At 69.4% G+C, this 23281-nt stretch carries 11 protein-coding genes and 3 pseudogenes; 4 read left to right on the top strand and 10 right to left on the bottom strand.

Annotation, left to right across the window (positions count from 1 at the left end; all coding sequences use genetic code 11):
* A pseudogene (locus tag B0E54_RS23355) lies at window positions 1–439 on the bottom strand (hypothetical protein); the annotation flags it as partial.
* Window positions 440–845: 406 nt separating this feature from the next.
* On the opposite strand from B0E54_RS23355, the gene B0E54_RS32830 reads away from it, so the two are divergent.
* Window positions 846–7178: an RHS repeat domain-containing protein gene (locus B0E54_RS32830; protein ID WP_234588056.1), complete on the top strand. Its 6333-nt coding sequence runs from the start codon at window positions 846–848 to the stop codon at window positions 7176–7178.
* Between the two features lie 411 nt (window positions 7179–7589).
* On the opposite strand, the pseudogene B0E54_RS23365 reads toward B0E54_RS32830, so the two are convergent.
* The 6 genes and pseudogenes from B0E54_RS23365 to B0E54_RS23395 all read right to left on the bottom strand — a co-directional run.
* A pseudogene (locus B0E54_RS23365) lies at window positions 7590–8063 on the bottom strand (alpha amylase C-terminal domain-containing protein); the annotation flags it as partial.
* A gap of 206 nt (window positions 8064–8269) precedes the next feature.
* Window positions 8270–8443 carry a hypothetical protein gene (locus B0E54_RS23375; protein WP_234588057.1) on the bottom strand — a complete coding sequence of 58 codons (174 nt, stop codon included), beginning with the start codon at window positions 8441–8443 and terminating at the stop codon, window positions 8270–8272.
* Window positions 8440–8799, bottom strand: a complete 360-nt coding sequence (locus tag B0E54_RS23380; RefSeq protein ID WP_234588058.1) for a hypothetical protein — start codon at window positions 8797–8799, stop codon at window positions 8440–8442. Before B0E54_RS23380 ends, B0E54_RS23375 begins: the two co-directional genes overlap by 4 nt.
* Complete coding sequence (locus B0E54_RS23385; protein ID WP_234588059.1) at window positions 8796–9188, bottom strand: hypothetical protein; 393 nt, start codon at window positions 9186–9188, stop codon at window positions 8796–8798. Before B0E54_RS23385 ends, B0E54_RS23380 begins: the two co-directional genes overlap by 4 nt.
* Before the next feature lie 57 nt (window positions 9189–9245).
* Window positions 9246–11348 (bottom strand): 1,4-alpha-glucan branching protein GlgB, encoded by a 2103-nt coding sequence (glgB, locus tag B0E54_RS23390; RefSeq protein ID WP_234588060.1) that lies wholly within the window; start codon window positions 11346–11348, stop codon window positions 9246–9248.
* A gap of 182 nt (window positions 11349–11530) precedes the next feature.
* Window positions 11531–13606, bottom strand: a pseudogene (locus tag B0E54_RS23395) (maltotransferase domain-containing protein); the annotation flags it as partial.
* A 261-nt stretch (window positions 13607–13867) separates the two neighbouring features.
* On the opposite strand from B0E54_RS23395, the gene B0E54_RS23400 reads away from it, so the two are divergent.
* Window positions 13868–14812 carry an inositol-3-phosphate synthase gene (locus tag B0E54_RS23400; RefSeq protein ID WP_234588063.1) on the top strand — a complete coding sequence of 315 codons (945 nt, stop codon included), beginning with the start codon at window positions 13868–13870 and terminating at the stop codon, window positions 14810–14812.
* 33 nt (window positions 14813–14845) lie between these two features.
* Here B0E54_RS23400 and glgA read toward each other — a convergent pair whose 3' ends face one another.
* Window positions 14846–16051 (bottom strand): glycogen synthase, encoded by a 1206-nt coding sequence (glgA, locus tag B0E54_RS23405; protein ID WP_234588065.1) that lies wholly within the window; start codon window positions 16049–16051, stop codon window positions 14846–14848.
* 72 nt (window positions 16052–16123) lie between these two features.
* On the opposite strand from glgA, the gene glgC reads away from it, so the two are divergent.
* The gene (glgC, locus tag B0E54_RS23410) at window positions 16124–17356 is read left to right on the top strand and encodes a glucose-1-phosphate adenylyltransferase (protein ID WP_234588066.1); all 1233 of its coding nucleotides are present in this window, start codon (window positions 16124–16126) and stop codon (window positions 17354–17356) included.
* Window positions 17357–17385: 29 nt separating this feature from the next.
* Complete coding sequence (gene pgm, locus B0E54_RS23415; protein ID WP_234588067.1) at window positions 17386–19029, top strand: phosphoglucomutase (alpha-D-glucose-1,6-bisphosphate-dependent); 1644 nt, start codon at window positions 17386–17388, stop codon at window positions 19027–19029.
* 46 nt (window positions 19030–19075) lie between these two features.
* Here pgm and B0E54_RS23420 read toward each other — a convergent pair whose 3' ends face one another.
* Both B0E54_RS23420 and B0E54_RS23425 read right to left on the bottom strand, forming a co-directional pair.
* Complete coding sequence (locus B0E54_RS23420; protein WP_255787537.1) at window positions 19076–19999, bottom strand: NAD(+)/NADH kinase; 924 nt, start codon at window positions 19997–19999, stop codon at window positions 19076–19078.
* Window positions 20000–20088: 89 nt separating this feature from the next.
* A complete protein-coding gene (locus B0E54_RS23425) occupies window positions 20089–23190 on the bottom strand; it encodes a M14 family metallopeptidase (RefSeq protein ID WP_234588069.1) in 3102 nt (1033 codons plus the stop codon).
* Between the last annotated feature and the right edge of the window lie 91 nt (window positions 23191–23281).

Raw genomic sequence — 23281 nt, forward strand, 5'->3', positions numbered from 1 at the left:
GCGAGCGGTCGCCGCTGACCAGGTGTGCCATCGGCCCGCTGCCACCTCCGGACAGCGTGATGTCATGCGTGGTGGTGATCGCGGTGACGGCACCGTCGGCCCGTCGGTAGAGGGTGGGATCGAGCTGCTTCCAGTCGGTGCCCACGCGTTTGCGGGTCGGCACGGCGCTTTGGCTGAGCAGGATCTGGCCGTTGGGAAGGGCGGTCAGTTTCTCCGTCGAGGTGGTGGCGGCGGTCGCCTCGACCTGCTTGCCGGTCCGCTTGGCGTGGGCCAGGGCCGTGTCGACCCCGAGCGGTCCGGCCGGGACGGCAGCGGGTTTCGGCGGGGCGGGGGCGGCAGCGGCGGCCGGTGTGGCGAGCGGGACCGTGGCCGTGGCGATGGCGACGGCGGCCACCGCACCCGATGCGACAGCGCGTACGCGCAGTCGTCCTCTGATCATGTGACGTACTCCCCGTGAGTGACGTGAACGCGCGGACGCATCCGATCGAGCGGCCACAGTGAAGCAGTCGCGGCGGCCTACGGGAAACGTCTCTGGTCACTCGGTGCTGTCCTTTTGGCACTCACTGAGATGGGTTTGATGGCATCGAAAGCTGATCATCGTTATCGTTTCGTGACCTAACGAGGTGGTTGGACATGAAACATTGTTCGCGCCACGGGGGTGCATGATCGATCACTCTGTGTGGCCTCTCATTCCATCGCGCAGAGGTGAGGTCAGCATGGCCGTCCACGGGGGATACCGCCTGCTCAAACGTCCCAGACGTCTGGTTGCGACTGTCGCGGCCGCGGCGGTCGCGGCCAGCCTGTTGTCGGGTTCGCCCGCGGTAGCGAAGCCCAAGGGTCCGGAGGTGGCGAAGGCGCCAGCGACATCGCCGGGCCAGTCGGTCAAGGGTGTGAAGCCGTTGCCGACGAAGTTCGTCACGCCGCCTGATGACGCGAAGTCGACGTACCGGCCGACGCGTACGGCGTGGCCGAAGGCCGTGTCGGCGAAGGTCGACCTGCCGGCCGCACCGCTTGCTGAGGCGCGGGGCGCGGCTGCGGCGAAGGCGCGCGTGGCGGATGCGCCGGTGTGGGTTCAGCCGGTCAGGGAGAAGGCAGGCCCGCGCAGCCTGGCGGTGAAGGTCGCCGACCGCAAGGCGGCCGAAGCTGCCGGCGTGGACGGCGTGCTGCTTTCGGTGGCTCCGGACGTGTCCTCAGGCGCCGTGCGGGTGGGTGTGGACTACGCGGGGTTCGCCGAGGCGTTCGGCGGCAACTACGGTTCGCGACTGCGGCTGGTACGCCTGCCATCGTGTGTCCTGACGACGCCGACCCGCAGCGAGTGTCGGGTGGCGACGCCGTTGGCGTCGACGAACGACGCCGCGGAGAAGTCGGTGTCGGCGGAGGTGCCGATGGCGACGGACGCGCGGGCGCAGGCGGTCGGCGGCATGACCGTGTTGGCGGCGGTTGCCGCGGCCGGCGAGGAGGGCGGCAAGGGCGGCACGTACGCGGCCACGGACCTGAAGCCGTCGGGTTCCTGGACCGGCGGGGGTAGCACGGGTTCGTTCACGTACTCGTATCCGGTGACCGTGCCGCCGGCGGCGTCGGATCTGGTGCCGACGGTGGCGTTGTCGTACGACTCGGGCAGTGTGGACGGGCAGACGGCGTCGACGAACGCGCAGGCGTCGTGGGTGGGTGACGGCTGGTCGACGCCGCGCTCGTTCGTGGAGCAGACCTTCGCGTCGTGCATGGACGATCCGGGTGGCAGCGCGTCGCCGGTTAAGACGCCGGACCGCTGTTACGACGGCCTGATGCTGACGCTGTCGTTGAATGGTTCGTCGACGGCGTTGGTGTGGGACGCGTCCAAGAATGTGTGGAAGCCGGAGTCGGACAACGGTGAGGTCGTCACCCACGTCGAGAATTCCAACAACGGTTCGGGGACGTACAACACCGACTACTGGCGGGTGACGCTGCGCGACGGCACGAGCTACGAGTTCGGCCGTAACCGGTTGCCGGGCTGGGCCTCGGGCAAGGCGGAGACGAAGTCGGTGGACCACTCGCCGGTGTACTCGCCGCACTCGGGCGACCCGTGTTACAACTCGGCGGGATTCTCGTCATCGGTGTGCACGATGGCGTACCGGTGGAACCTGGACTACGTCACCGACACCCACGGTAACGCGATGGCGTACTACTACAACCAGGCTACGAACTTCTACGGCCGCAACAAGGGCGCCTCGGACGTGTCCTACATCCGGGACAGCAACCTGGCACGCATCGACTACGGCTTCACCGACGGCGGCGCGTACGGCACAGTGGCGAACCGGGTGGTCTTCAACACCGGCGACCGCTGCCTGTCGGGGACGTGTCAGCCGTTGAACTCGACGAACAAGGCGAACTGGCCCGACGTGCCGTTCGACCTGATCTGCGCCTCGGGAACCGACTGTGACGACTGGAGCCCGTCGTTCTTCTCCACGGTGCGCCTGACCTCGATCGAGGCCCAGCAGTACAACACGGCCACCAGCCAGTACGAGAAGGTCGACTCCTACGCCCTGTCACACAGCATGCCGGCGACCGGTGACGGCACGTCGCCGACGTTGTGGCTGACCTCGATCGCGCGCACGGGCCACGACACCAGCGCCGGCGGCTCTACGGCGGCGATCACGTTGCCGTCGGTGTCGTTCACCGGCATCAAGCTGCCCAACCGGGTCGACGTCACCGGTGGGCTGCCATCGTTCTACCGGCAGCGCATCGCCACGATCACCACCGAGACCGGTTCGGTCATCTCTCCGTCCTACGAGCTGCCCGTGCCGTGTACCGCCCCGGTCACCACCGACCCGGCGACGAACACGAAGTCGTGCTACCCGGTCTACTGGACCCCGGACGGCTACGTGAACCCGTTCAAGGACTGGTTCAACAAGTACGCCGTCACCCGCGTCACGTCCACCGACCCGACCGGCGGCGCGGCGGCCCTGTCGACCAGCTACAAGTACCTGGACGGCGCGGCCTGGCACTACGACGAGAACGAGGTCGTCAAGGCCAAGTACCGCAGCTACGGCCAGTTCCGCGGCTACGCCAAGGTGCAGACGTTCACCGGCGACGGCGTCAACGACCGCCGCACCCAGACCGAGACCGCCTACTACCGCGGCATGTCCAAGAACAACAACACCACCGTGCTGAACCTGACCGACTCGGTCGGCGGCAAGCATGAGGACGTCGACGAACTCGCCGGCAAGGAGTTGGAGAGCACCAAGTACCTCGGCGAGAACGGTCGCGTCGACTCCTCCACCATCACCTCCTACTGGGTATCCGGGGCCACCGCCACCCGGAGCAGGACGGGCTTGTCGGCGTTGACGGCGCAGTGGGTCGCGCCGGTCAAGACGTACACCCGCCAGGCTGTCACCAGCAGCGGCTCGGTGACCTGGCGTACCACCGCCAGCGACAACAGCTACGACGCGAACACCACCAGCGCCACGTTCGGCGAGCTGAAGAACACCTACACCTACACCGTCCCGGTCGACACGGCGTACAACCAGTGCACCACCTACACCTACGCCCCGGCGAACACCAGCAAGAACCTCGCCGGCCTGGTCAGCCAGACCGAGACTGTGGCCGTGGCGTGTGGCGGGTTCGCCCAGGGCAGCCCCGCGTCGGTGCCGGGCAGCGTCAACACCCTGACCGCCCCGAGCAGCGTCAACCGGCCCTCGCAGGTGGTGAAGGCCGAGCGAAGCTTCTACGACGTCCTGGATTTCTCCACGACGTTCCCGCAGGCGGCGGCACCGTCGAAGGGCGACGTCACCCTCGCCCAGACCGCCAAGGATTACACCTCCGGGGCGTACGTCTGGCAGACCACCGAGCGGTCGACCTACGACAGCTACGGCCGGGTCACCGACTCCTACGACGCCAAGGGCAACAAGACAAGCAGCGGCTACACCATGAACGCCGCCAAGCTGGTCACCGCCACCTCCAGCACGAACGCCGCGGGGCACGGTAGTTCCGTCACCTTCGACACGAAGCGCGGCATCCCGCTGGTCAGCACCGACGCCAACGGCATCGTCACCACCCAGCAGTACGACGTGCTCGGCCGCGCGACGTCGGTATGGCTGAATTCCCGTGCCACGAGCGTCGGAGCCAACTACAAGTTCGGCTACACCGTCTCGAAGACCGGAGTGTCCGCCACCACCACGGAAACCCTGAACAACTCCAGCGGCTATCAGAAGTCGGTCACCATCTACGACGCGTTGCTACGCACTCGCCAGACCCAGTCGGTCACCCCGACGGGCGGCCGAACGATCGCCGACACGTTCTACGACACGCGCGGATGGACCCGTGCGTCGTACAACGGCTGGTGGGACGACGGCTCGTTGCCGGCGGTCAGCACACCCGTGTCGGCGGCCGACTTGAGTAAGCAGGTACCGAACCAGACGTTCACCACCTACGACGGTCTGGGCCGGGCGGTCATCGTGACGGCGGCCAAGAACGGTGTGACCGTCTCAACGACGACCACCGTTCATGGCGGCGACCGCACCACCGTCGTTCCGCCCACCGGCGGTGTAGTTTCCGCCACGCTCACCGACCCGCTCGGTCGGAAGAAGGAGTTGCAGGAGTACAGCGTCCGTCCGACGGTGACCACACCGGCGGACACCTTCACCGGCACGTTCACCGTGACCGGTGGCACCGCGACGGTCAGCAAGTACGGCTACGACGAGCACGGCAACCAGTCGACGCTCACCGACGCCAGCAACAACGTGTGGACCTCGACGTACAACCTGCTCGGTCAGGTCGTGGCGAAGTCTGACCCGGATGCCGGTAGCAGCAGCATGAGCTACGACGCCAACGGCAACCTTCAGGAGTCCACCGACGGGCGCGGCAAGACCCTGTCGTTCACCTACGACTCTCTCGACCGCAAGACCGGGGAGTACGCGTCCACGGTGGCGAACCAGTCGTCGGCGAACCAGCGCGCGGCGTGGGTGTACGACAACAGCAACAACGTCGCGGGCGTCACCAACGCGCTCGGGAAGCTGGCCACCACCATCGCCTACCGCGGTGGACAGGCGTACACCACCCAGCAGAAGGCGTTCAATGTCTTCGGTAGCTCGCTTGGCACGACGGTCACCATCCCCGACACCGAGGGCGCCCTCGGCGGGTCGTACGTGTTCGGGCACACCTACTCCTCGACGCTGGGCCTGCCCCTGAGCGACACCTACCCCTCCAAGGGTGGCCTGCCCTCGGAGACCGTGCTGCACGGCTACACCGGGGTCATGGACCTGCCCACCACCCTCGGCGGGTTGGCCGGCTACAGCCAGAGCGTCAGCTACGACGCCTACGGCCGGGTCAACCAGCAGACCCTCGGCGCCGGCACCAACCTGGCGTATGTCACCAACACCTACGACCCGCACACCAGCCGGCTGACCAACCAGCTCGTCACCCGTTCGACGGCAACCCCGTCGAATGTGGACGAGCAGGAGTACAAGTACGACCTGGTCGGCAACATCACTCGCAAGATCAGCAAGCGGCTGGGTGCCACCACCCCGGCGGAGACGCAGTGCTACGGCTACGACGGCCTGGCCCGCCTCACCGAAGCCTGGACCGGCACTGACGCCTGCGCCGCCACGCCCACCGACGCCAACAAGTCAATGGTCGGCAACAGCATCGGCGCGGGTAGCGCCTACTGGACCAGCTGGCAGATCGACCTGATCGGCAACCGCACCCAGCAGACCGAGCACAGCCTGACCGGCGGTACCGACACCAAGACCACCTACGCCTACAACGGCAACGGTCAAAACAAGCCCCACACCCTGACCTCGACCACCACGACCGGCGGAGCCACCGGCACCACGTCGTACACCTACGACGGCGCCGGCAACACCACCGGTCGCAACGCCGCCCAGGGCAACCAGACCCTCACCTGGGACGATGCTGGCAAGCTCGCCGACGTCACCGGCGGCACGAGCGGCAACAACAGTTTCATCTACGACACCGACGGCAACCTGCTGCTGCAGAAGGAGCCGGGCAAGAACACCCTCTACCTGCCGGGGCAGCAACTCACCCTCAACACCGCCACCAGCGCCGTGACCGGCAGCCGCTACTACGCCCTCCCTGGCGGCGGTAGCTGCATCCGCACCGGCAGCGGCACGGCGTACACCTTCGCCATCGCCGACCACCAGGGCACTCCGTCGCTCTACCTCGACAGCACGGCGCAAAATCCGACCTGGCGGCAGTACACGCCGTACGGCGGCGCTCGGGGTGCGGCCGTCGCCGCACCCGACAACCACGGCTTCCTCGACAAGCCGATCAGCCCCGCTGGAATCAGCATCGTCGGCGCGCGCTCCTACGACCCGACGCTAGGCCGATTCATCTCCGTCGACCCACTTCAGGACACGGGGCAGCCGCAACAGTGGAACGGCTACTCCTACGCCAACAACACGCCTATCACCTCCAGCGACCCCACGGGCCTCATCCCCGAAGACTGTATGCACTTCGACTGCTACGGCTACAGCCCGAGCAAGGGTTGCAAAGACGGCTGCGGCAGTACCGCTAACGTCAAATGGGGTAGGGAAAACGGGAAGAGTACCACACGCTCGCGCAAGCGGACCGAGGGCATCAACGCGCCGCCCTTCTACACGAAGGGTCACCAAGGATGCCCCAGTCGAAATTCCTGCCGAGCTGACGACGCGGTGAAGCCCAAGCCGACACCGACGCCTCACCCGCAGCCGGCGCTTGGCTCTCGCCAGGTGACCTCCCCGACCCCTGCTCCGTCGCCGTGGGGAGACACTCTTCCTTACGACCGGGATCCCGCGCTAGACGAGCCGCCGCCGCCAGCCGAGCCGTTCACGTGGATGCTGGCCATCTGCGGCGGGCCCAATGTGCAGTTGGGCGGTGCGGGTTCATATTCCATATGCTTCGGTGTGGATCATGACGGCGTCGGCGTCTATCACGGTGTGAAGACAGGCATGGGTCCGGGTGCGGGTATCGGTGGTTCTGCTGGCTTCACACTCTCCAATGGCGGCGTCCGAGACCAGGGGGGTACGTCGTATTACCTTCAGGCTGGGGTCGAGCAGCCCGTTGGCGCAACAGGGGGCCTGTCGAAATCTACTACCAGTGATATCTATGGGCTTAGTCTTGAGGGTTCTGGAGGTCCCGGCGTTTCTTTTGGCGAGGCCGGTGTGTCAAACTCTTGGGTCTTAGGGCACGTTGACCTCTGGTAGGGGTGCAGGATTGGAGTGAGAGCCTTGGATGTGGTCGAATTCCAGAATACCCCGACGTATAAGCTGTTCGTGCGTTCGGTCCGGGCTGTTCTGCTGAGCTTTGTCGTCTTGGCGGCACTGTTTACAGCCATTACGCTTGGAGCTCCGGCCGTGTTATTCGGATGGATAGCGGCGATTGTAGTGATCACTGCAGTGGTTGCTTCGATGGTTGCTATTCCATGTGCAATGGCCGCGTCCAAATTCGTGAACTCGCTCGGAACCGGAGGGCGAAGCGTCAATGGGCAGCTAGAATTCTTGAAGGCTTTCTCAGGGGACCTGCTGCTTTTGCGACGCTCGCGAAATTGATGTTCCCGAAACCGGGAGGTCTGCGCAAGCGGACCTCCCGGTTTCTCTTGGGGTTGGCGGCCGTCGTCAGCCCTGGCGGAGCCAGATGACGCCCAGCGGCGGCACCTGCAGCGCCACGGACGCGACCAGTCCGTGCCAGGGCACGTCTTCGGCGTGCACCGCGCCCAGGTTGCCCACGCCGGACCCGCCGTAGTGGTGGGCGTCGGTGTTGAGCACCTCGGTCCACGTTTCGCCCGCCGGTAGGCCGATCCGGTAGTGGTGCAGCGGCCGGGCGGAGAAGTTCGCCACGCACACAAGCGTCGAGCCGTCCGGGGCGATCCGGACGAACGACACGGTGTTATTGGCGACGTCGTCTCCGGCGATCCAGCGGAACCCGGCCGGTTCGGTGTCGTGCGTCCACAGCGCCGGGGTGTCCCGGTAGGCACGGTTGATGTCACCGACGAGGCGCTGGACGCCGGCGCGGGTCGGGTCGTGCAGCAGGTACCAGTCGAGGCCGCGCTCCTCGCTCCACTTCCGCTCGTCGGCCAGCTCGGAGCCCACGAGCCCGCCGCCCACCCGGAGCACGTCGCCGAGGTGGGGATCCGCCGACCGTCCCCGACCCAGTCGGTGTTGGCCGCGAACCTGCCGGCCCCTACCGGCCGTCCTCGGGGCCGGTAGGGGCAGAAGTGGCTCTCCGCGCCCGACGACACCGGCCTGTGGCAGCTGCTGCGCGACGTCGGGCTGGTCTGACCGACGGCCCCTCTTGGCTACCGGCCGTCGAACACGTCTTCAAGGACAAGCCTCGCCCGGCCGGGGACCTCTTCGTCCGGGAAGATCTCGGCGCAGAGGCCGAGAACCTCTTCGGGGTTGTTCAGCCCGAGGTGCTCCACGAGGAAGCGGATGTCCTCGGCGTCTCGGCGTCGTGCCGCGAGAACCTTCATGGCGAGCAGATGCTCCGGGGACGCCGCCGAGACCCGCAGGCCAGGGTGATCGAAGACTCGTGGTGCCTCCGGGTCCCCGCCACGGCGACGTACGCGCTCGCCTGTTCGTTCAGCCACCACTGCGGCAGCCCTAGCTCGTCCGCGACGGCCCGCGCTTCGTCGAGGACGATGCCGTGCGGCTGAAAGACGGCGTCGGTGTCCCGCGTCGCCCGGCGGGCGTCGTAGGCCAGCGCCATGGCAGCCCCGCCGAAGATGTACAGGTCGGCGACCACACCCCGCTTTGCCAGCCGGTCACCGAGCCTGCGGAAGGCGTCTTCGATGGCAGTTCGATCGAGCAGCGGGTCGTCGGCGCTCACGCGACCTTCAACTCTTGCGGGGAAATGAACACCCCACGGCGTCGGAATGCCGCAGGCGCGTGCACCACGGCGTCGACGCGGGCGGCGCGGGTGTTGAAGGGGAACCAGAACTTTCGTAGCGACCGCGTCTCGACCCACGAGGGGGCGCCGCGCCCGTCGCGGGCGGAGAGATACTCCGCCAATGCCGCGAGGAAGACATCCCAATGATCGTCACCTGTTGGCGCTGGCTCCTGGGTCAGCAGGTCAGCGCGATGCTCGGATGCTTCCCAGCCGTACTCCTCCAGGAACTCCGCCACCAGACGCCACCGCCTGGTGTCGTCGCTCCCGACGAGCAGGACACCCAGGCGTGCCACCGTCATCGGTTCGTACCTCGCAGCACGATTGCTCACGGCGTCAACGCTAGTACAGGTCTGCGCCGATCGGCCGTAAGCCCTGCCCTCCGGCGATCAGCCCTGGCGGAGCCAGACGGCGCCCAGCGGGGGCACCTGCAGTGCCGCGGACGCCACCATCCCGTGCCACGGCACGTCCTCGGCGTGCACCGCACCCAAATTCCCCACCCCCGACCCGCCGTAGTGGTGGGCGTCGGTGTTGAGCACCTCGGCCCACGTCCCGCCGGCCGGCAACCCGATCCGGTAGTCGTGCAGCGGAGACGCGGAGAAGTTCGCCACGCACACCAGCGTCGAGCCGTCCGGGGCGATGCGGACGAATGACACGGTGTTGTTGGCGACGTCGTCGCCGGCGATCCAACGGAACCCGGCCGGCTCGGTGTCCTGCGCCCACAGCGCCGGGGTGGCCCGGTAGACGCGGTTGAGGTCACCGACGAGCCGCTGCACACCGGCGCGGGCCGGGTCGTGCAGCAGGTACCAGTCGAGGCCGCGTTCCTCGCTCCACTCCCGGTCGTCGGCCAGCTCGGAGCCCATGAACAGGAGTTGCTTGCCCGGGTGCGCCCACATGTACGCGAGCAGCGCCCGTACGTTGGCCAGCCGCTGCCAGGTGTCGCCGGGCATCTTGCCGGCCAGTGAGCCCTTGCCGTGCACGACCTCGTCGTGGCTGATCGGCAGCACGTAGTTCTCGCTCCAGGCGTACGCGAGGGAGAACGTGAGCTGGTGATGGTGGTGCTGGCGGTAGATCGGGTCCTTCGAGGTGTAGAGCAGGGTGTCGTGCATCCAGCCCATGTTCCACTTGAACCCGAAGCCCAGCCCGCCCTCGGCGGTGGAGGCGGTGACACCCGGCCAGGCGGTGGACTCCTCGGCGATCATCACGACGCCGGCGTGGTGCTTGTAGACGGTCGCGTTCACCTCCTGCATGAACGCGATGGCCTCCAGGTTCTCCCGACCGCCGTACTTGTTCGGCGCCCACTGTCCGTGCTCGCGGGAGTAGTCCAGGTAGAGCATCGACGCGACCGCGTCGACCCGCAGCCCGTCGACGTGGAACTGGTCGCACCAGTAGAGCGCGTTGGCGACCAGGAAGTTGCGCACCTCGCTGCGGCCGTAGTCGAACACGTACGTACCCCAGTCGGGGTGTTCGCCCCGGCGCGGGTCGGCGTGCTCGTAGAGCGGGGTGCCGTCGAAGCGCGCGAGGGCCCACTCGTCCTTGGGGAAGTGCGCGGGCACCCAGTCCAGGATCACGCCGATGCCGGCGGCGTGCAGGGCGTCCACGAGGTGGCGGAACTCGTCGGGATCGCCGAAGCGGGACGTCGGCGCGTAGTAGCCGGTCACCTGGTAGCCCCAGGAGCCACCGAACGGGTGCTCCATCACGGGCAGGAACTCCACATGCGTGAAGCCCAGCTCGGTGACATACGCGGTGAGCTGATCGGCCAGCTCGCGGTAACCGAGGCCGGGCCGCCAGGAGCCGAGGTGCACCTCGTACACGCTCATCGGCTCCTGGTGCGGCTGACGCTCGGCCCGGCGGGCCAACCAGTCGTCGTCGTTCCACCGGTACGTCGAGTGGTGCACCACGGACGCGGTGGCCGGCGGCACCTCGGCGTACGCCGCCATGGGGTCGGCCTTGTCCCGCCACTGCCCGTCGGCGCCGAGCACCCGGTACTTGTAGCGGGCCCCGACCCGGGCGTTGGGGACGAACAGCTCCCACACGCCGCTGGAGCCGAGCGACCGCATCGGCCAGCCGTCGTCCGGACCCCAGCCGGTGAAGTCGCCGACCACCCGCACGCCGCGGGCGCTGGGCGCCCAGACGCTGAACGCCACGCCCTCGTCGAAGACGCGCGCGCCGAGCGCGTCCCACAGCCGCTCGTGCCGGCCCTCACCGATGAGGTGCAGGTCCAGCTCGCCGAGGGTGGGCGGGTAGCGGTACGGATCGTCGTGGACGGTGCCGTCGACCTCCACCCGGTAGTCGAGCACGGTGCCCTCGACGTGGCTCTCGAAGACGCCCACGTCGTGCACGCGCTTCATCGGGTGCCGCTCATCGCCGACGAGCAGCAGCACATCGCCCGCGCCCCGGCGCATCGTGCGGATCGTCGTCCACCCGTCGGCGGGGTGCGCGCCGAGCAGCGCGTGCGGGTCGTGCGTCACGCCGGTGATCAGCTGGTCCATCGGTCGTCCTTCGGGGCGGCTTCGGTCGGTGCGGAGGCGGGCGGGCGGGGCTTCGCCGGGCGACCCCCGGCCGAGCGGGGAGGTGCCGGGCGGGGAGGTGCCGGGCGGGGAGCGGACGAACGCGCGGGCGTCCCAGCGCCGGTCGGCGCCGTCCCAGCGCCGGTCGTCGCCGGTCCAGCGCCTGCCGTCGGGCCAGCGCCCGCCGTCGGGGCCGGTGTCGTCGGCGCGGTGCCGCCGGACAGGTCGTCCGGGACGTCGGTGACCGTGAGGTCCGCCGGTTCGACGGCGGCAGGTGCCGGAGCGGTGGGCGCGACCGGGCGGCGGACGGTCAGCACGTGCGCCGGTTGCAGGTACGGGTCGAGGCGTACCGCGTTGCGCTGACCCCAGTCGTAGCTGGTGCCGGTCAGCTCGTCGTACACGGTGAACCGTTCGTGCCAGTCGAACCCCAGCTCCGGCATGTCGAGCGTCGTGTTGCCCCACTGCACCACACGTGGGTCGAACGAGCAGATCACGATGACGGTGTTGCCGGTGTCCGGGTCGTGCTTCGACCAGCACAGCAGCGCGGGGTTGTCGATCTCGTGGAAGCGCAGGTTGCGCAGCTGGTGCAGGGCCGGGTTGTCCCGGCGTACCCGGTTGAGGGTGGCCAGGAACGGCGCCAGCGAGCGGCCCTGCGCCTCGGCGCCGGCCCAGTCGCGGGGGCGCAGCTCGTACTTCTCGTTGTCCAGGTACTCCTCGGCGCCGGGCCGGGCCACGTGCTCGAACAGCTCGAAGCCGGCGTACAGACCCCAGGAGGGGGAGAGCAGCGCGGCCAGCACCGCCCGGATCTTGAACATCGGCGGGCCGCCGTGCTGCAACGAGGAGTGCAGGATGTCCGGCGTGTTCGGCCAGAAGTTCGGCCGCATGTGGTCGGCCGACGCGACCAGCTCCTCGCAGTACTCCCGCATCTCGGCGGCCGTCGTGCGCCAGGTGAAATAGGTGTACGACTGCGTGAAGCCGATCTTGCCGAGCCCGTGCATGATGGCCGGCCGGGTGAACGCCTCGGCGAGGAACAGCACGTCCGGATCGACAGCCTTCACCTCGGCGATCAGCCAGTGCCAGAAGTCGAACGGCTTGGTGTGCGGGTTGTCCACCCGGAAGATCCGGATGCCCTCGCCCACCCAGTGCAGCACCACTCGCAGCACCTCGGCGCGGATGCCCTCGGGGTCGTTGTCGAAGTTGACCGGGTAGATGTCCTGGTACTTCTTCGGCGGGTTCTCCGCGTACGCGATGCTGCCGTCGGCCCGGGTGGTGAACCACTCCGGGTGCTCGGTGACCCACGGGTGGTCCGGCGCGCACTGCAACGCCAGGTCCATCGCCACCTCCAGGCCCTGCGCCGCGGCCGCCTCGATGAAGGCGCGGAAGTCCGCAGGCGTACCCAGGTCGGGGTGGATCGTGTCGTGGCCGCCCTCGGCGGCGCCGATGGCCCACGGCGAACCGACGTCGGTCGGTCCGGCGGTGAGCGCGTTGTTGCGGCCCTTGCGGTTGACCCGGCCGATCGGGTGGATCGGCGGCAGGTAGAGCACGTCGAAGCCCATCGCGGCCACACCCGGCAGCCGCTCGGTCGCGGTGGCGAAGGTGCCGGAGCGCCCACCCGCCGCTCCTTCGGAGCGCGGGAAGAACTCGTACCAGGCCGAGAAGAGGGCCCGCTTGCGGTCAACCCAGAGGGTGTACGCCTCACCGGCGGTCACCAGCTCCCGCACCGGGTGCTCCCAGAGCAGGTCGGCCAGGGCCAGCGCCGGGTCGACGCGCTGCGGCAACGGAAGGCCGGTGTCCACGAGGGCGGTGAGCGCGTCGGCGAGGCGGGCCCGGTCAGCGGCCGGTACCAGTTCGCGGGCGGCGGCCAGCACACGTGCGCCCTCGGCCAGGTCGTTGGCCAGGTCCTCCGGCCCCTGCCCGGCGGCGATCTTCTTGGTCACCGCGTTCTGCCAGGTCAGGTACGGGTCTCCGAACGCCTCGACGGAGAAGGTCCAGGAGCCGACGGCGTCCGGGCGGATCGTGGCGTGCCAGCGGTCCTGGCCGGGCTCGCCGGGGCGCATCCGGGTGAACGGCCGTTGCTCGCCGTCCGGGCCGCTCCACACCACGTTGCAGCCCAGCGCGTCGTGCCCCTCCCGGTAGGCGCGCGCCGACACCGGAACCGGCTCGTCGACGACTGCCTTGGCCGGGTACCGCCCGCACGAGACGACGGGGGAGACGTCTTCGATCGGGAACCGTCCTGTCACCCCGCCAACCTACTGTGCGAGATCGGCTCGCGCGCGGCCAAGCCCGCCAGGTGCCCTTCTGCGCGATGACATCGGATGCCCAGGTGTTCCAGGGCGTGTCGCGGGACCTACCCCCGCGCCCCGCCCGGATCGTTGGCACCTCAGCAGCAGCACCCTCGGCGCGTCGAATTGCTCAACTGACAACGATCAAGGCCCGTCGCCGGGCTGGCCGGAGCGGATCACCGCACCACGGTGTGCGCGCAGGTGCCGTAGCCTCCGGCCATGATCGAAAAGGTGAAGGTCGCGGTCGTGGGCGTCGGCAACAACACCTCCGCGCTGGTGCAGGGAATCGCTCTCCACCGCGACAGCGGCAGTCTGGTGGGTGTCCGCCGGCCGATCGTCGACGGGCTCGCGGTGGGCGACATCGAGTTCGTCGCGGCCTTCGCCACCTCCCGGGAGAAGATCGGCCGGGATCTGACCGAGGCGATCTTCCTGCCGCCCAACAACTTCCCCCGACTCGACTGCGACCTGCCCGAGGCGGGTGTCGCCGTCACCGAGGGACTCGTCGACTCGACCGGGGTGGACCGGGTGGCGGCGGCACTGGCCGGGGCGGAGGTGCTGCTCTACTCGGCGCCGAGTGGCCGACCGGAGACCGCCCGGGCGTACGCCGAGGCGGCGCGTACCGCAGGCGTCGCCTTCATCAACACCACCGCCGACCCGATCTCCCGCGATCCGGACGTGATGAGCGGGTTCGAAGCGGCCGGTCTGCCGCTGCTCGGAGACGACCTGGCCAGCCAGTTCGGCACCTCGGTGGTGCACAACGCGCTGCTGCGGTTGCTCCGGGAACGGGGTCTCACGCTCGTCAGCTCCTACCAGGTCAACCTGGGCGGCACCGAGGACTTCCGCAACCTGGTCGAGAACCCCAACACCAAGAAGCAGTCCAAGCTCAACGCCCTGCCGGACGCCGACCGGGTCGAGGTGGCCCCGCTCGGCTATCTGCCGCACCTGGGATCACAGAAGGTGGCGCATCTCAACATCGAGGCGCAGGGCTGGGGCGAGACGGTGGTGAGCCTCGACGTGAAGCTGAAGGTGGACGACCCGAGCGGCGCCGCCGGGGTCAACATCGACCTCATCCGCATAGCGGCGAGCGCGCTCCGCAACGGCCACGGTGGTCACCCTGCTCAGGCGACGTCGTTGCTCAAGTCCCCGCCCGGAACGGCGATCTAGATCGGCCGGGCATCGTCGACGGGCTGGGCGCTGTCAGGCCCCCAGCACCGAGCGGTACACGTCGAGGGTCTGCCGGGCGATGGCGTCCCAGGAGAAGTGCTCCACCGCGCGCCGCCGGCCGGCCAGGCCGAACCGCTCGGTGCGCGCCGGGTCGGCGAGCAGCGTGTTGATCGCCGCCGCCAGGTCGGCCACGAACGTCTCCGGCTTCAGCGGCGTCCCGGACCCGTCGGTGGCCTGCTCGATCGGCACCAGCAGCCCGGTCTCGTCGTCGGCCACCACCTCGGGGATGCCGCCGGTGGCGGTCGCTACCACCGCCGTCTCGCAGGCCATCGCCTCCAGGTTGACGATGCCCATGGGCTCGTACACCGAGGGGCAGACGAAGACTGTCGCGTGGGTGAGCACCTGGATCACCTCGGGCTTGGGCAGCATCTCGGCCACCCAGACCACGCCGGAGCGGTTGGCCCGCAGCTCGGCGACCAGCTCCTGGACCTCGGTGGCGATCTCGGCCGTGTCGGGTGCGCCGGCGAGCAGCACGAGCTGGGTGTCCGCCGGCAGTTCCCGGGCCGCCCGCAACAGATACGGCAGGCCCTTCTGCCGGGTGATCCTGCCCACGTACACCACGCTGGGCAGCGCGGGGTCGATGCCGAGCCGCTCCAGCACGTCGGTGCCGGAGTCCCGCGCGTACTGCACGGTGTCGATGCCGTTGTAGACCACCCGGACCCGGTCCGGGTCGACCTGCGGGTAGGCGGCGAGCACGTCGTTGCGCATTCCCGCACTGACCGCGATCACCGCGTCGGCGGCCTCCATCGCGGTGCGCTCGATCCAGGAGGAGAGCGTGTAACCGCCGCCGAGCTGCTCGGCCTTCCACGGCCGCAGCGGTTCCAGGCTGTGCGCGGTCAGCACGTGCGGCACCCCGTGCAGCAGCTTCGCGGTGTGCCCGGCCATGTTCGCGTACCACGTGTGGCTGTGCACCACGTCGGTGCCGGCGGCGCCGGCGGCCATCTCCAGGTCCACACCCATCGTCCGCAGCGCGGCGTTCGCGCCGGTCAGGCCGGGCGGATCGGTGTACGCCGTGACGCCCGGCTCGGTGCGCGGCAGGCCGAAGCAGTGCACGCGTACGTCGGTGAGGTGGCGCAACTCCCGGGCCAGGTACTCGACGTGCACGCCCGCGCCGCCGTAGACCTCCGGTGGGTACTCGCGGGTGAGCAGATCGACGCGCAGCGGGGTGGGTTCCGTCATGACCCCGCACCCTAGTGCAGAAGACTCCCCGTACGAGTGGTGAAGTCCGACGCGGGTGGATAGCGTCGGGGCATGGCTGCCAAGGTGCTCGCGATCGTCCTGGCGGGTGGGGAGGGCAAGCGCCTGATGCCACTCACCACGGACCGGGCCAAGCCGGCCGTCCCGTTCGGCGGGATGTACCGCATGGTCGACTTCGTCCTCTCCAACCTGGCCAACGCCGGCTATCTCAAGATCGTCGTGCTGACCCAGTACAAGTCCCACTCCCTCGACCGACACATCACCAAGACCTGGCGGATGTCCACCCTGCTCGGCAACTACGTCACCCCGGTGCCCGCGCAGCAGCGTCGTGGCCCGTGGTGGTTCGCCGGCTCGGCCGACGCCATCTACCAGAGCTTCAACCTCATCAACGACGAGCAGCCCGACTACGTGATCGTCTTCGGTGCCGACCACATCTACCGGATGGACCCGCGGCAGATGGTGGAGGACCACATCGCCTCCGGCGCGGCGGTGACCGTCGCCGGCATCCGGCAGCCCCTCTCGATGGCCGACCAGTTCGGTGTCATCGAGGTCGGCGAGGACGGCCGGAAGATCCGTGCGTTCCGCGAGAAGCCCACCGACGCGGTGGGCCTGCCGGACGCGCCCGACGAGATCTACGCCTCGATGGGCAACTACGTCTTCACCACCAGCGCCCTCTGCGAGGCGGTCGAGCGGGACGCGGCCGACAAGTCCAGCAAGCACGACATGGGCGGCAGCATCATCCCGATGCTCGTCGAGCGGGGCGAGGCGAACGTCTACGACTTCCGCGACAACGAGGTGCCGGGCAGCACCGACCGGGACCGCGGCTACTGGCGCGACGTGGGGACGCTCGACTCGTTCTACGACGCGCACATGGATCTGATCAACGTGCACCCCGTCTTCAACCTCTACAACTTCGAGTGGCCGATCTACACGGAGCAGCCGCCGTGGCCGCCGGCGAAGTTCGTCCACCAGTGGGGGGAGCGGGTCGGCCGCGCGGTCGGCTCGATGGTCTCGCCGGGTGTGGTGATCTCCGGCTCGCTGGTGGAGAACTCGATCGTGTCGCCGAAGGTGCGGGTGCACTCCTGGGCGCACGTCGAGGGCTCCGTGCTGATGGAGGGTGTCGAGATCGGCCGGCACGCGGTGGTGCGCCGGGCCATCCTGGACAAGAACGTGTTCGTCCCCGAGGGCGCCGAGATCGGCGTCGACCTGGAGAAGGACCGGCAGCGCTACACCGTCTCCGACAACGGCATCGTGGTGATCGGCAAGGGCCAGCGGGTCGAGCCGTGACAGTCGCACTATCAAGGAGGTAGACCCCCGTGACCCATCCCCGTGCCGGCCAGCCCGCCGAGCCCGCCGACCTGGTCGACGTGCCGCGCCTGGTGACCGCCTACTACGCCGAGCATCCGGACCCCGCGGACCCGGCGCAGCAGGTGTCCTTCGGCACCTCCGGCCACCGGGGCTCCAGCCTGCGCAACGCGTTCAACTCCGACCACATCCTCGCTGTCACCCAGGCGCTCTGCGACTACCGGCGGGAGCAGGGCCTCGACGGCCCGCTGTTCCTGGCCCGGGACACGCACGCGCTCTCCGCGCCGGCCGCCGTGGACGCCCTCGAGGTGCTCGCCGCCAACGGGGTCACCGTGCTTCTCGACAGCCGCGACGGGTACACCCCCACCCCGGCGCTGTCGCACGCGATCCTCACCCACAACCGGGGCCGCACCAGCGGGCTCGCCGACGGCATCGTCATCACCCCGTCGCACAACCCGCCCGACGACGGCGGCTTCAAGTACAACCCCACCAACGGCGGGCCCGCCGACACCGACGTCACCCGCTGGATCCAGGACCGCGCCAACGCGATCCTCGCCGCCGGGCTCAAGGAGGTCCGCCGGATCACCTACGCGCGGGCCCGGGCCGCCGACACCACGGGGGAGTACGACTTCCTCGCCAACTACGTCGACGACCTGCCGGCGGCGATCGACATCGACGCGATCCGCGACGCCGGCATCCGGATCGGCGCCGACCCGCTGGGCGGGGCCAGCGTGGCGTACTGGGGCGAGATCGCCGAGCGGCACCGACTGGACCTGACGGTGGTCAATCCGACGGTCGATCCGACCTGGCGGTTCATGACCCTGGACGGGGACGGCAAGATCCGGATGGACTGCTCCTCGCCGAACGCGATGGCGTCCCTGATCGCCGCCCGCGCCGACTACCAGATCTCCACGGGCAACGACGCCGACGCCGACCGGCACGGCATCGTCACCCCCGATGCCGGCCTGATGAATCCCAACCACTTCCTGGCGGTGGCGATCGGGCACCTGTTCCGGACCCGCGCCGACTGGGGTCCGGCCGCCGCGGTGGGCAAGACCCTGGTCTCCTCCTCGATGATCGACCGGGTGGCCGCCGACCTGGGCCGGCCGCTGCTGGAGGTGCCGGTCGGCTTCAAGTGGTTCGTGCCCGGCCTGCTCGACGGTTCGGTCGGCTTCGGCGGTGAGGAGAGCGCCGGGGCGTCGTTCCTGCGCCGCGACGGCTCCACCTGGACCACCGACAAGGACGGGATCCTGCTCTGCCTGCTCGCCTCCGAGATCCTGGCCACCACCGGGCGCAGCCCGAGCGAGCACTGGGCGGAGCTGGCCGAGCGGTTCGGCGCGCCCGCGTACGCCCGGATCGACGCCCCGGCCACCCGGGAGCAGAAGGCCGTGCTCGCCAAGCTCTCCCCGGATCAGGTCGACGCCACCGAGCTGGCCGGTGAGCCGATCACCGCGACCCTGACCACCGCCCCGGGCAACAACGCCCCGATCGGCGGCCTCAAGGTGAGCACCGAGTCCGGCTGGTTCGCCGCGAGGCCCTCGGGCACCGAAGACGTCTACAAGATCTACGCCGAGTCCTTCCAGGGCCCCGACCACCTGAAGAAGATCCAGGAAGAAGCCAAAACCCTGGTAGACCAGGCCCTGTCCCAAGCCTGACCCACCCACCCCCACCCCGGCCCGGGCCCGGGTGGGGGTGGGTTGGTTAGCAGCGTGGGGGGATTTCGTTTTCGTTGGGGTTCTGGAGTTCCTTCGGGAGTAGTGCCTTGAGCTGTTCGGGAAGGAACGGCAGGTCGAGCAGGCTCATCTTCAACTGGTTGCGTTCCTGGTACCGCAGCGGGTCGAAGCGCACCACCAGCCCCGCGTTGCGCCGGTAGCTGATGTCTACCGCGCCCTCGTCCGCCGCGTCCCGGAACACCAGCCCGTCCATCTCCACCACGACTGCCGACGAGTGCGGCTCCAGCTCCAGCCGGATCTTCTCGTCCCCGGAGAGCACCACCGAGCGGGAGATGCCGGCCATCGGCGCCGACGGGGTGACGACCACGGCGTCCGCAGCCGGGGAGATCAGCGGACCGCCGGCGGCATAGCTGTACGCGGTGGAGCCGATCGGCGTGCTCACCACCACGGCGTCGGCGCGGTAGTAGCCGTACTCCTGCCCGTCGATGGCCAGGGTGGCGGTGACGAAGCCCGAGCCGGGCCGCCGGACCAGCGCGATGTCGTTGAACGCCACCACGTCGTCGCCGCACACGTCGCAGGCCAGGCAGGCGTGCGACTCGATGGTGAAGTCCTTCGACAGCAGCCGGCTCAGCGCCTCGGGCAGTGCCGGCGGCTCGATCTCGACGAGAAAGCCGAGCCGGCCCAGGTGCACGCCGAGCACCGGCTTCGGATCGCGGATGGCGGAGCGCAGCGCGCCCAGCATGGTGCCGTCGCCGCCGATGCTGATCAAGGCGTCGGCGCGGACGGCGACCTCGTCCTCCGGCAGGGGCTCGACGTTGGCCGGCACGCGGTGCTTGTCCTGGGCGCGCACGTAGAGCGACTTGTGGTGGCGCGTAGCCCACCGTTCGATGATCCCGACCACCTCGGTGACATCCCGGGTGGGGTGCAGTACCAGTCCCAGACCCGACACCAGTACAGCTCACCACACCGGCGTCGGACGCGTCCGGCGTACCGGGGAAGGTGCGCCGGCGGTCCACGGACCGCCGGCGCCCCGTCGTGGCGTCAGCGGCGAGGTCGGCCGGTCAGGTGGGTGAGCGAGCGGGCGACCAGGTCGTTGCGGGCCGCCGGCGGCAGACCCTCCAGCCCGAAGCCGAGGTACACGGTGTCCGTGGTGACCACCACCGACCCCTCCTCGAACGCCTGCTGGCTGCGGGACCAGTCGGTGGCGTTGCCCCCGGAACCCGCGGGCGGCCCGGCCACCGCCCAACCACCCAGGTCGGTGGTCTCGAACGAGGTCTCGGTGGCGGTGGCCCCGTCGACGAGCACCCGGGCGTCGTCCAGGAAGACACCCAGGCCCTGGGTACCCCAGTCCGAGACGTACGAGATCGACACCTCGACCTGCTTGCCGGCGTACGCCGACAGGTCGATCGAGAAGTCCTGCCAGCCGCCGGACGCGCCGGTGACCGCGTGCCACTCCCCGGTGCTGCCGGTGGCCGAGCAGTCCGCGCCCTGGTAGTGCGCCAGGAACGGGTGCAGGGTCTGCCAACCCGACTCGCAGCTCTCCCCGGTCTCCCGGCCGGTGTGCCCGTTGGCGTCGGGCAGGGTCGTCCAGTCGTCGCTGCCCACCTCGTGTGCCTCGACGATCATGAAGTCCCAGTTCGCTTCGATGTCGTACGAGGCGGCGAACCGCAACTCACCGCTGGTGGCCCCCGAGAGGTCCACCGTGCGGGTGAGGCGCTTGTACGACTCGTCGGCCTGCCCACTCCACAGGTACCAGTCACCCGTGCGCGGGTCGAACGGCGCCGACCCCGGACGGACCCAGTCCACCGGCGCGGAGCTGGCGAACTGGGGGAACTGGTCGACCGGCAGGAAGCTCGACGTGGTCAGGAACGAGGCCGTGTGCTCCTGGTTGCCCGCCGACCCCGCCGCGTTGAGGGTGCCGTCGAAGCCCGCGAACGCCCCCTCGGAGCCGTGGATCAGGAACGGACCGTCCGTGCCGGTGCCGCCGTCGCTGACGTAGGTGTGGGCGCCCAACCAGTACTGCTGGAAGTCGTTCAGCAGCGGCAGGCAGGCGGGATCGTCGCCGTCGGTGCACTCCGGCGGCGCGTCCGGGTGGTAGACGTACGACCCGTTGGCGCCCTGGGCGTAGAGGGCGTACTGGCCGCTGACGAGCAGCTTGCCGCCCTCGTTGAGGTAGTCCCGCACGGCCAGCTCGGTGTCCAGCGCCGCCTTGGCCGCGGTGCCGGCCACCTGGCCGGGCGAGCGCAGGATGACGTCGTCGCCGGTCTCCCAGACCACCGTCTTGTAGTGCGACAGCACACCGAGCGGGTGCGGGGCCGCGCGCCGCATGGCGTCGAAGTCGTACACGTCGCTGCTACGCCCGGCGGCGGTCAGCGACGCGGCGACCTCGTCGGCGTACTTCGCTGTGGTGCCGGTCTGCGTCGGGCTCAACCCGGTGACGTCCTCCATGGCGAGGACGAGCACGTCACCGCCGATGTCGCTGTGCACCCGGTAGGTGAAGTGTTCGCTGGCCACCACCCCGGCGCGTTGCTTGACGCCGGTGAACCAGACCTCCACCCGGTCGCCGGGCTTCGTGCCGGTGACCGTGCCGCGCAGTTCGGCGTAGTAGTCGTCGTTGGTGTCGCCGTACCGCTCGCCGCCGCGCCACTCGCGGACCCCGACGGTCTTCGGTCGGCCACCGTTGACGACGTAGTGCATCCGCACGTTCTTCAGGGCGCGGCGGGTGATCGAGGCGACCTGCTGGGTGCGCCCGTACGAGGTGTCGAAGGCGTCCACCACGAAGTCCGGGGTGCTGCGGCCCACCACCGACACCGGGTCGTCCGGGTCGGCCGCGGACTTCGCCACGGCCAGCGCGAACGGCAGGTTCTTGCTCACCTCGCCGGCGATCAGCGTCTCGTCGTCGGGGAAGATGAAGTCGCTGACGCAGTCCTCCGGGCGCCACTGGTCGTCCGGGTCGACGTTCGCGGCGGAGTCACAGGTCGACATCTCCGGGGTGAAGCCCAACGTGCCGTACCGGACGGTGGCGTGGCTGTCGGTGTCGCCGTTGGTGGTGTACAGCTCGGCGGAGATGTCCGGGTCGTAGCCGGGAACGGCCGGGTGGGCGTTGTCACCGACCATCGCCTGGTAGATCACGTCGTCCGGTGTCGGCGTGCTCACCTGCCAGCCGACGCCGTAGAGCAGCAGCTGGGCCGCCGAGTGGTAGTTGACGAAGAACTCGAAGCCGACCCGCCGCAGCAGCCCGTCCAGCGCCTTCGTCTCCGGCTCCGAGGCCGGGCGCGGGCCCCGGTAGGTCTCGCTGTTGGCGTCGGGCGAGGAGCCCTCGTTGTCGTACCCCCACTTGTAGGCGAAGTTGCGATTGAGGTCGACGCCGTCGCCGGGGCCGACCTGGCCGTCGCCGTCGTTGTCGCGCAGGTTCTTGCGCCACAGCCGGTTGCCGGGGGTGAAGGTGTAGTCGTAGCCGTCCGGGTTGGCCACCGGCAGGAACCACAGCTCGGTCGTGTCGAGCAGGCGGGTGATCTCCCGATTCGAGCCGTAGCTGTCGAGCACGTGGTGCATCAGCCGGCGGGTCATCTCCGGCGTGATCCACTCGCGGGCGTGCTGGGCGCCGGCGTAGAGCACCGCCGGTCGCTGGCCGTCGCGGACCTTCCTCGCGTCCCTGGTCACCTTGACGGCGAGGATCGGCCTGCCCTGCTGGGTCCTGCCGATGGTCTCCAACTTGGTCAGCTTCGGGAACCGCGCGGCCGTGGCGCTGAGCTCGTCGCGCAGGCCACCCGGCTCGCTGTACGGGCGAAACGCCGACCAGCCCGCCGCCGCCTGCTCCCGCAGCGCCTGCGACGCGTCCTTGCCGCGGACCTTCTTCACGGTGAGGGGGACGCCCCGGTCGGTCAGCCGCTTCGCCTGTCGGGGAGTGAGGACCGTCTCGACGGCGGTGCGGCCGGTGGAGTCCGCAGTGGCGTCGTGACCGAGGTCCACCCCGGCCTCGCGCAGCAGGTCGCGCTGCTTCGCGTCGACAGTGCCGACGTACACCTCCAGGCCCTCGCGGGCACCCGGATCCGATGGTGGCCGCGCGCTCGCCGGCGGGGCCAGCGCCACGGCGCCGAGCAGGGTGACCACGCCGGCGATCGCCAGTCGTCTCGGTCTCATCGCGCCTCCTTGGGTGAAGGACCTGTAGGCGCGAGCCTTCGGTGCGGCGTGACCGGTGTCAATGGGTCGATGGGTGCGAGGTCGCTGAACG

It is taken from the genome of Micromonospora sp. MH99, assembly GCF_021442385.1.
GTDB lineage: Bacteria > Actinomycetota > Actinomycetes > Mycobacteriales > Micromonosporaceae > Micromonospora.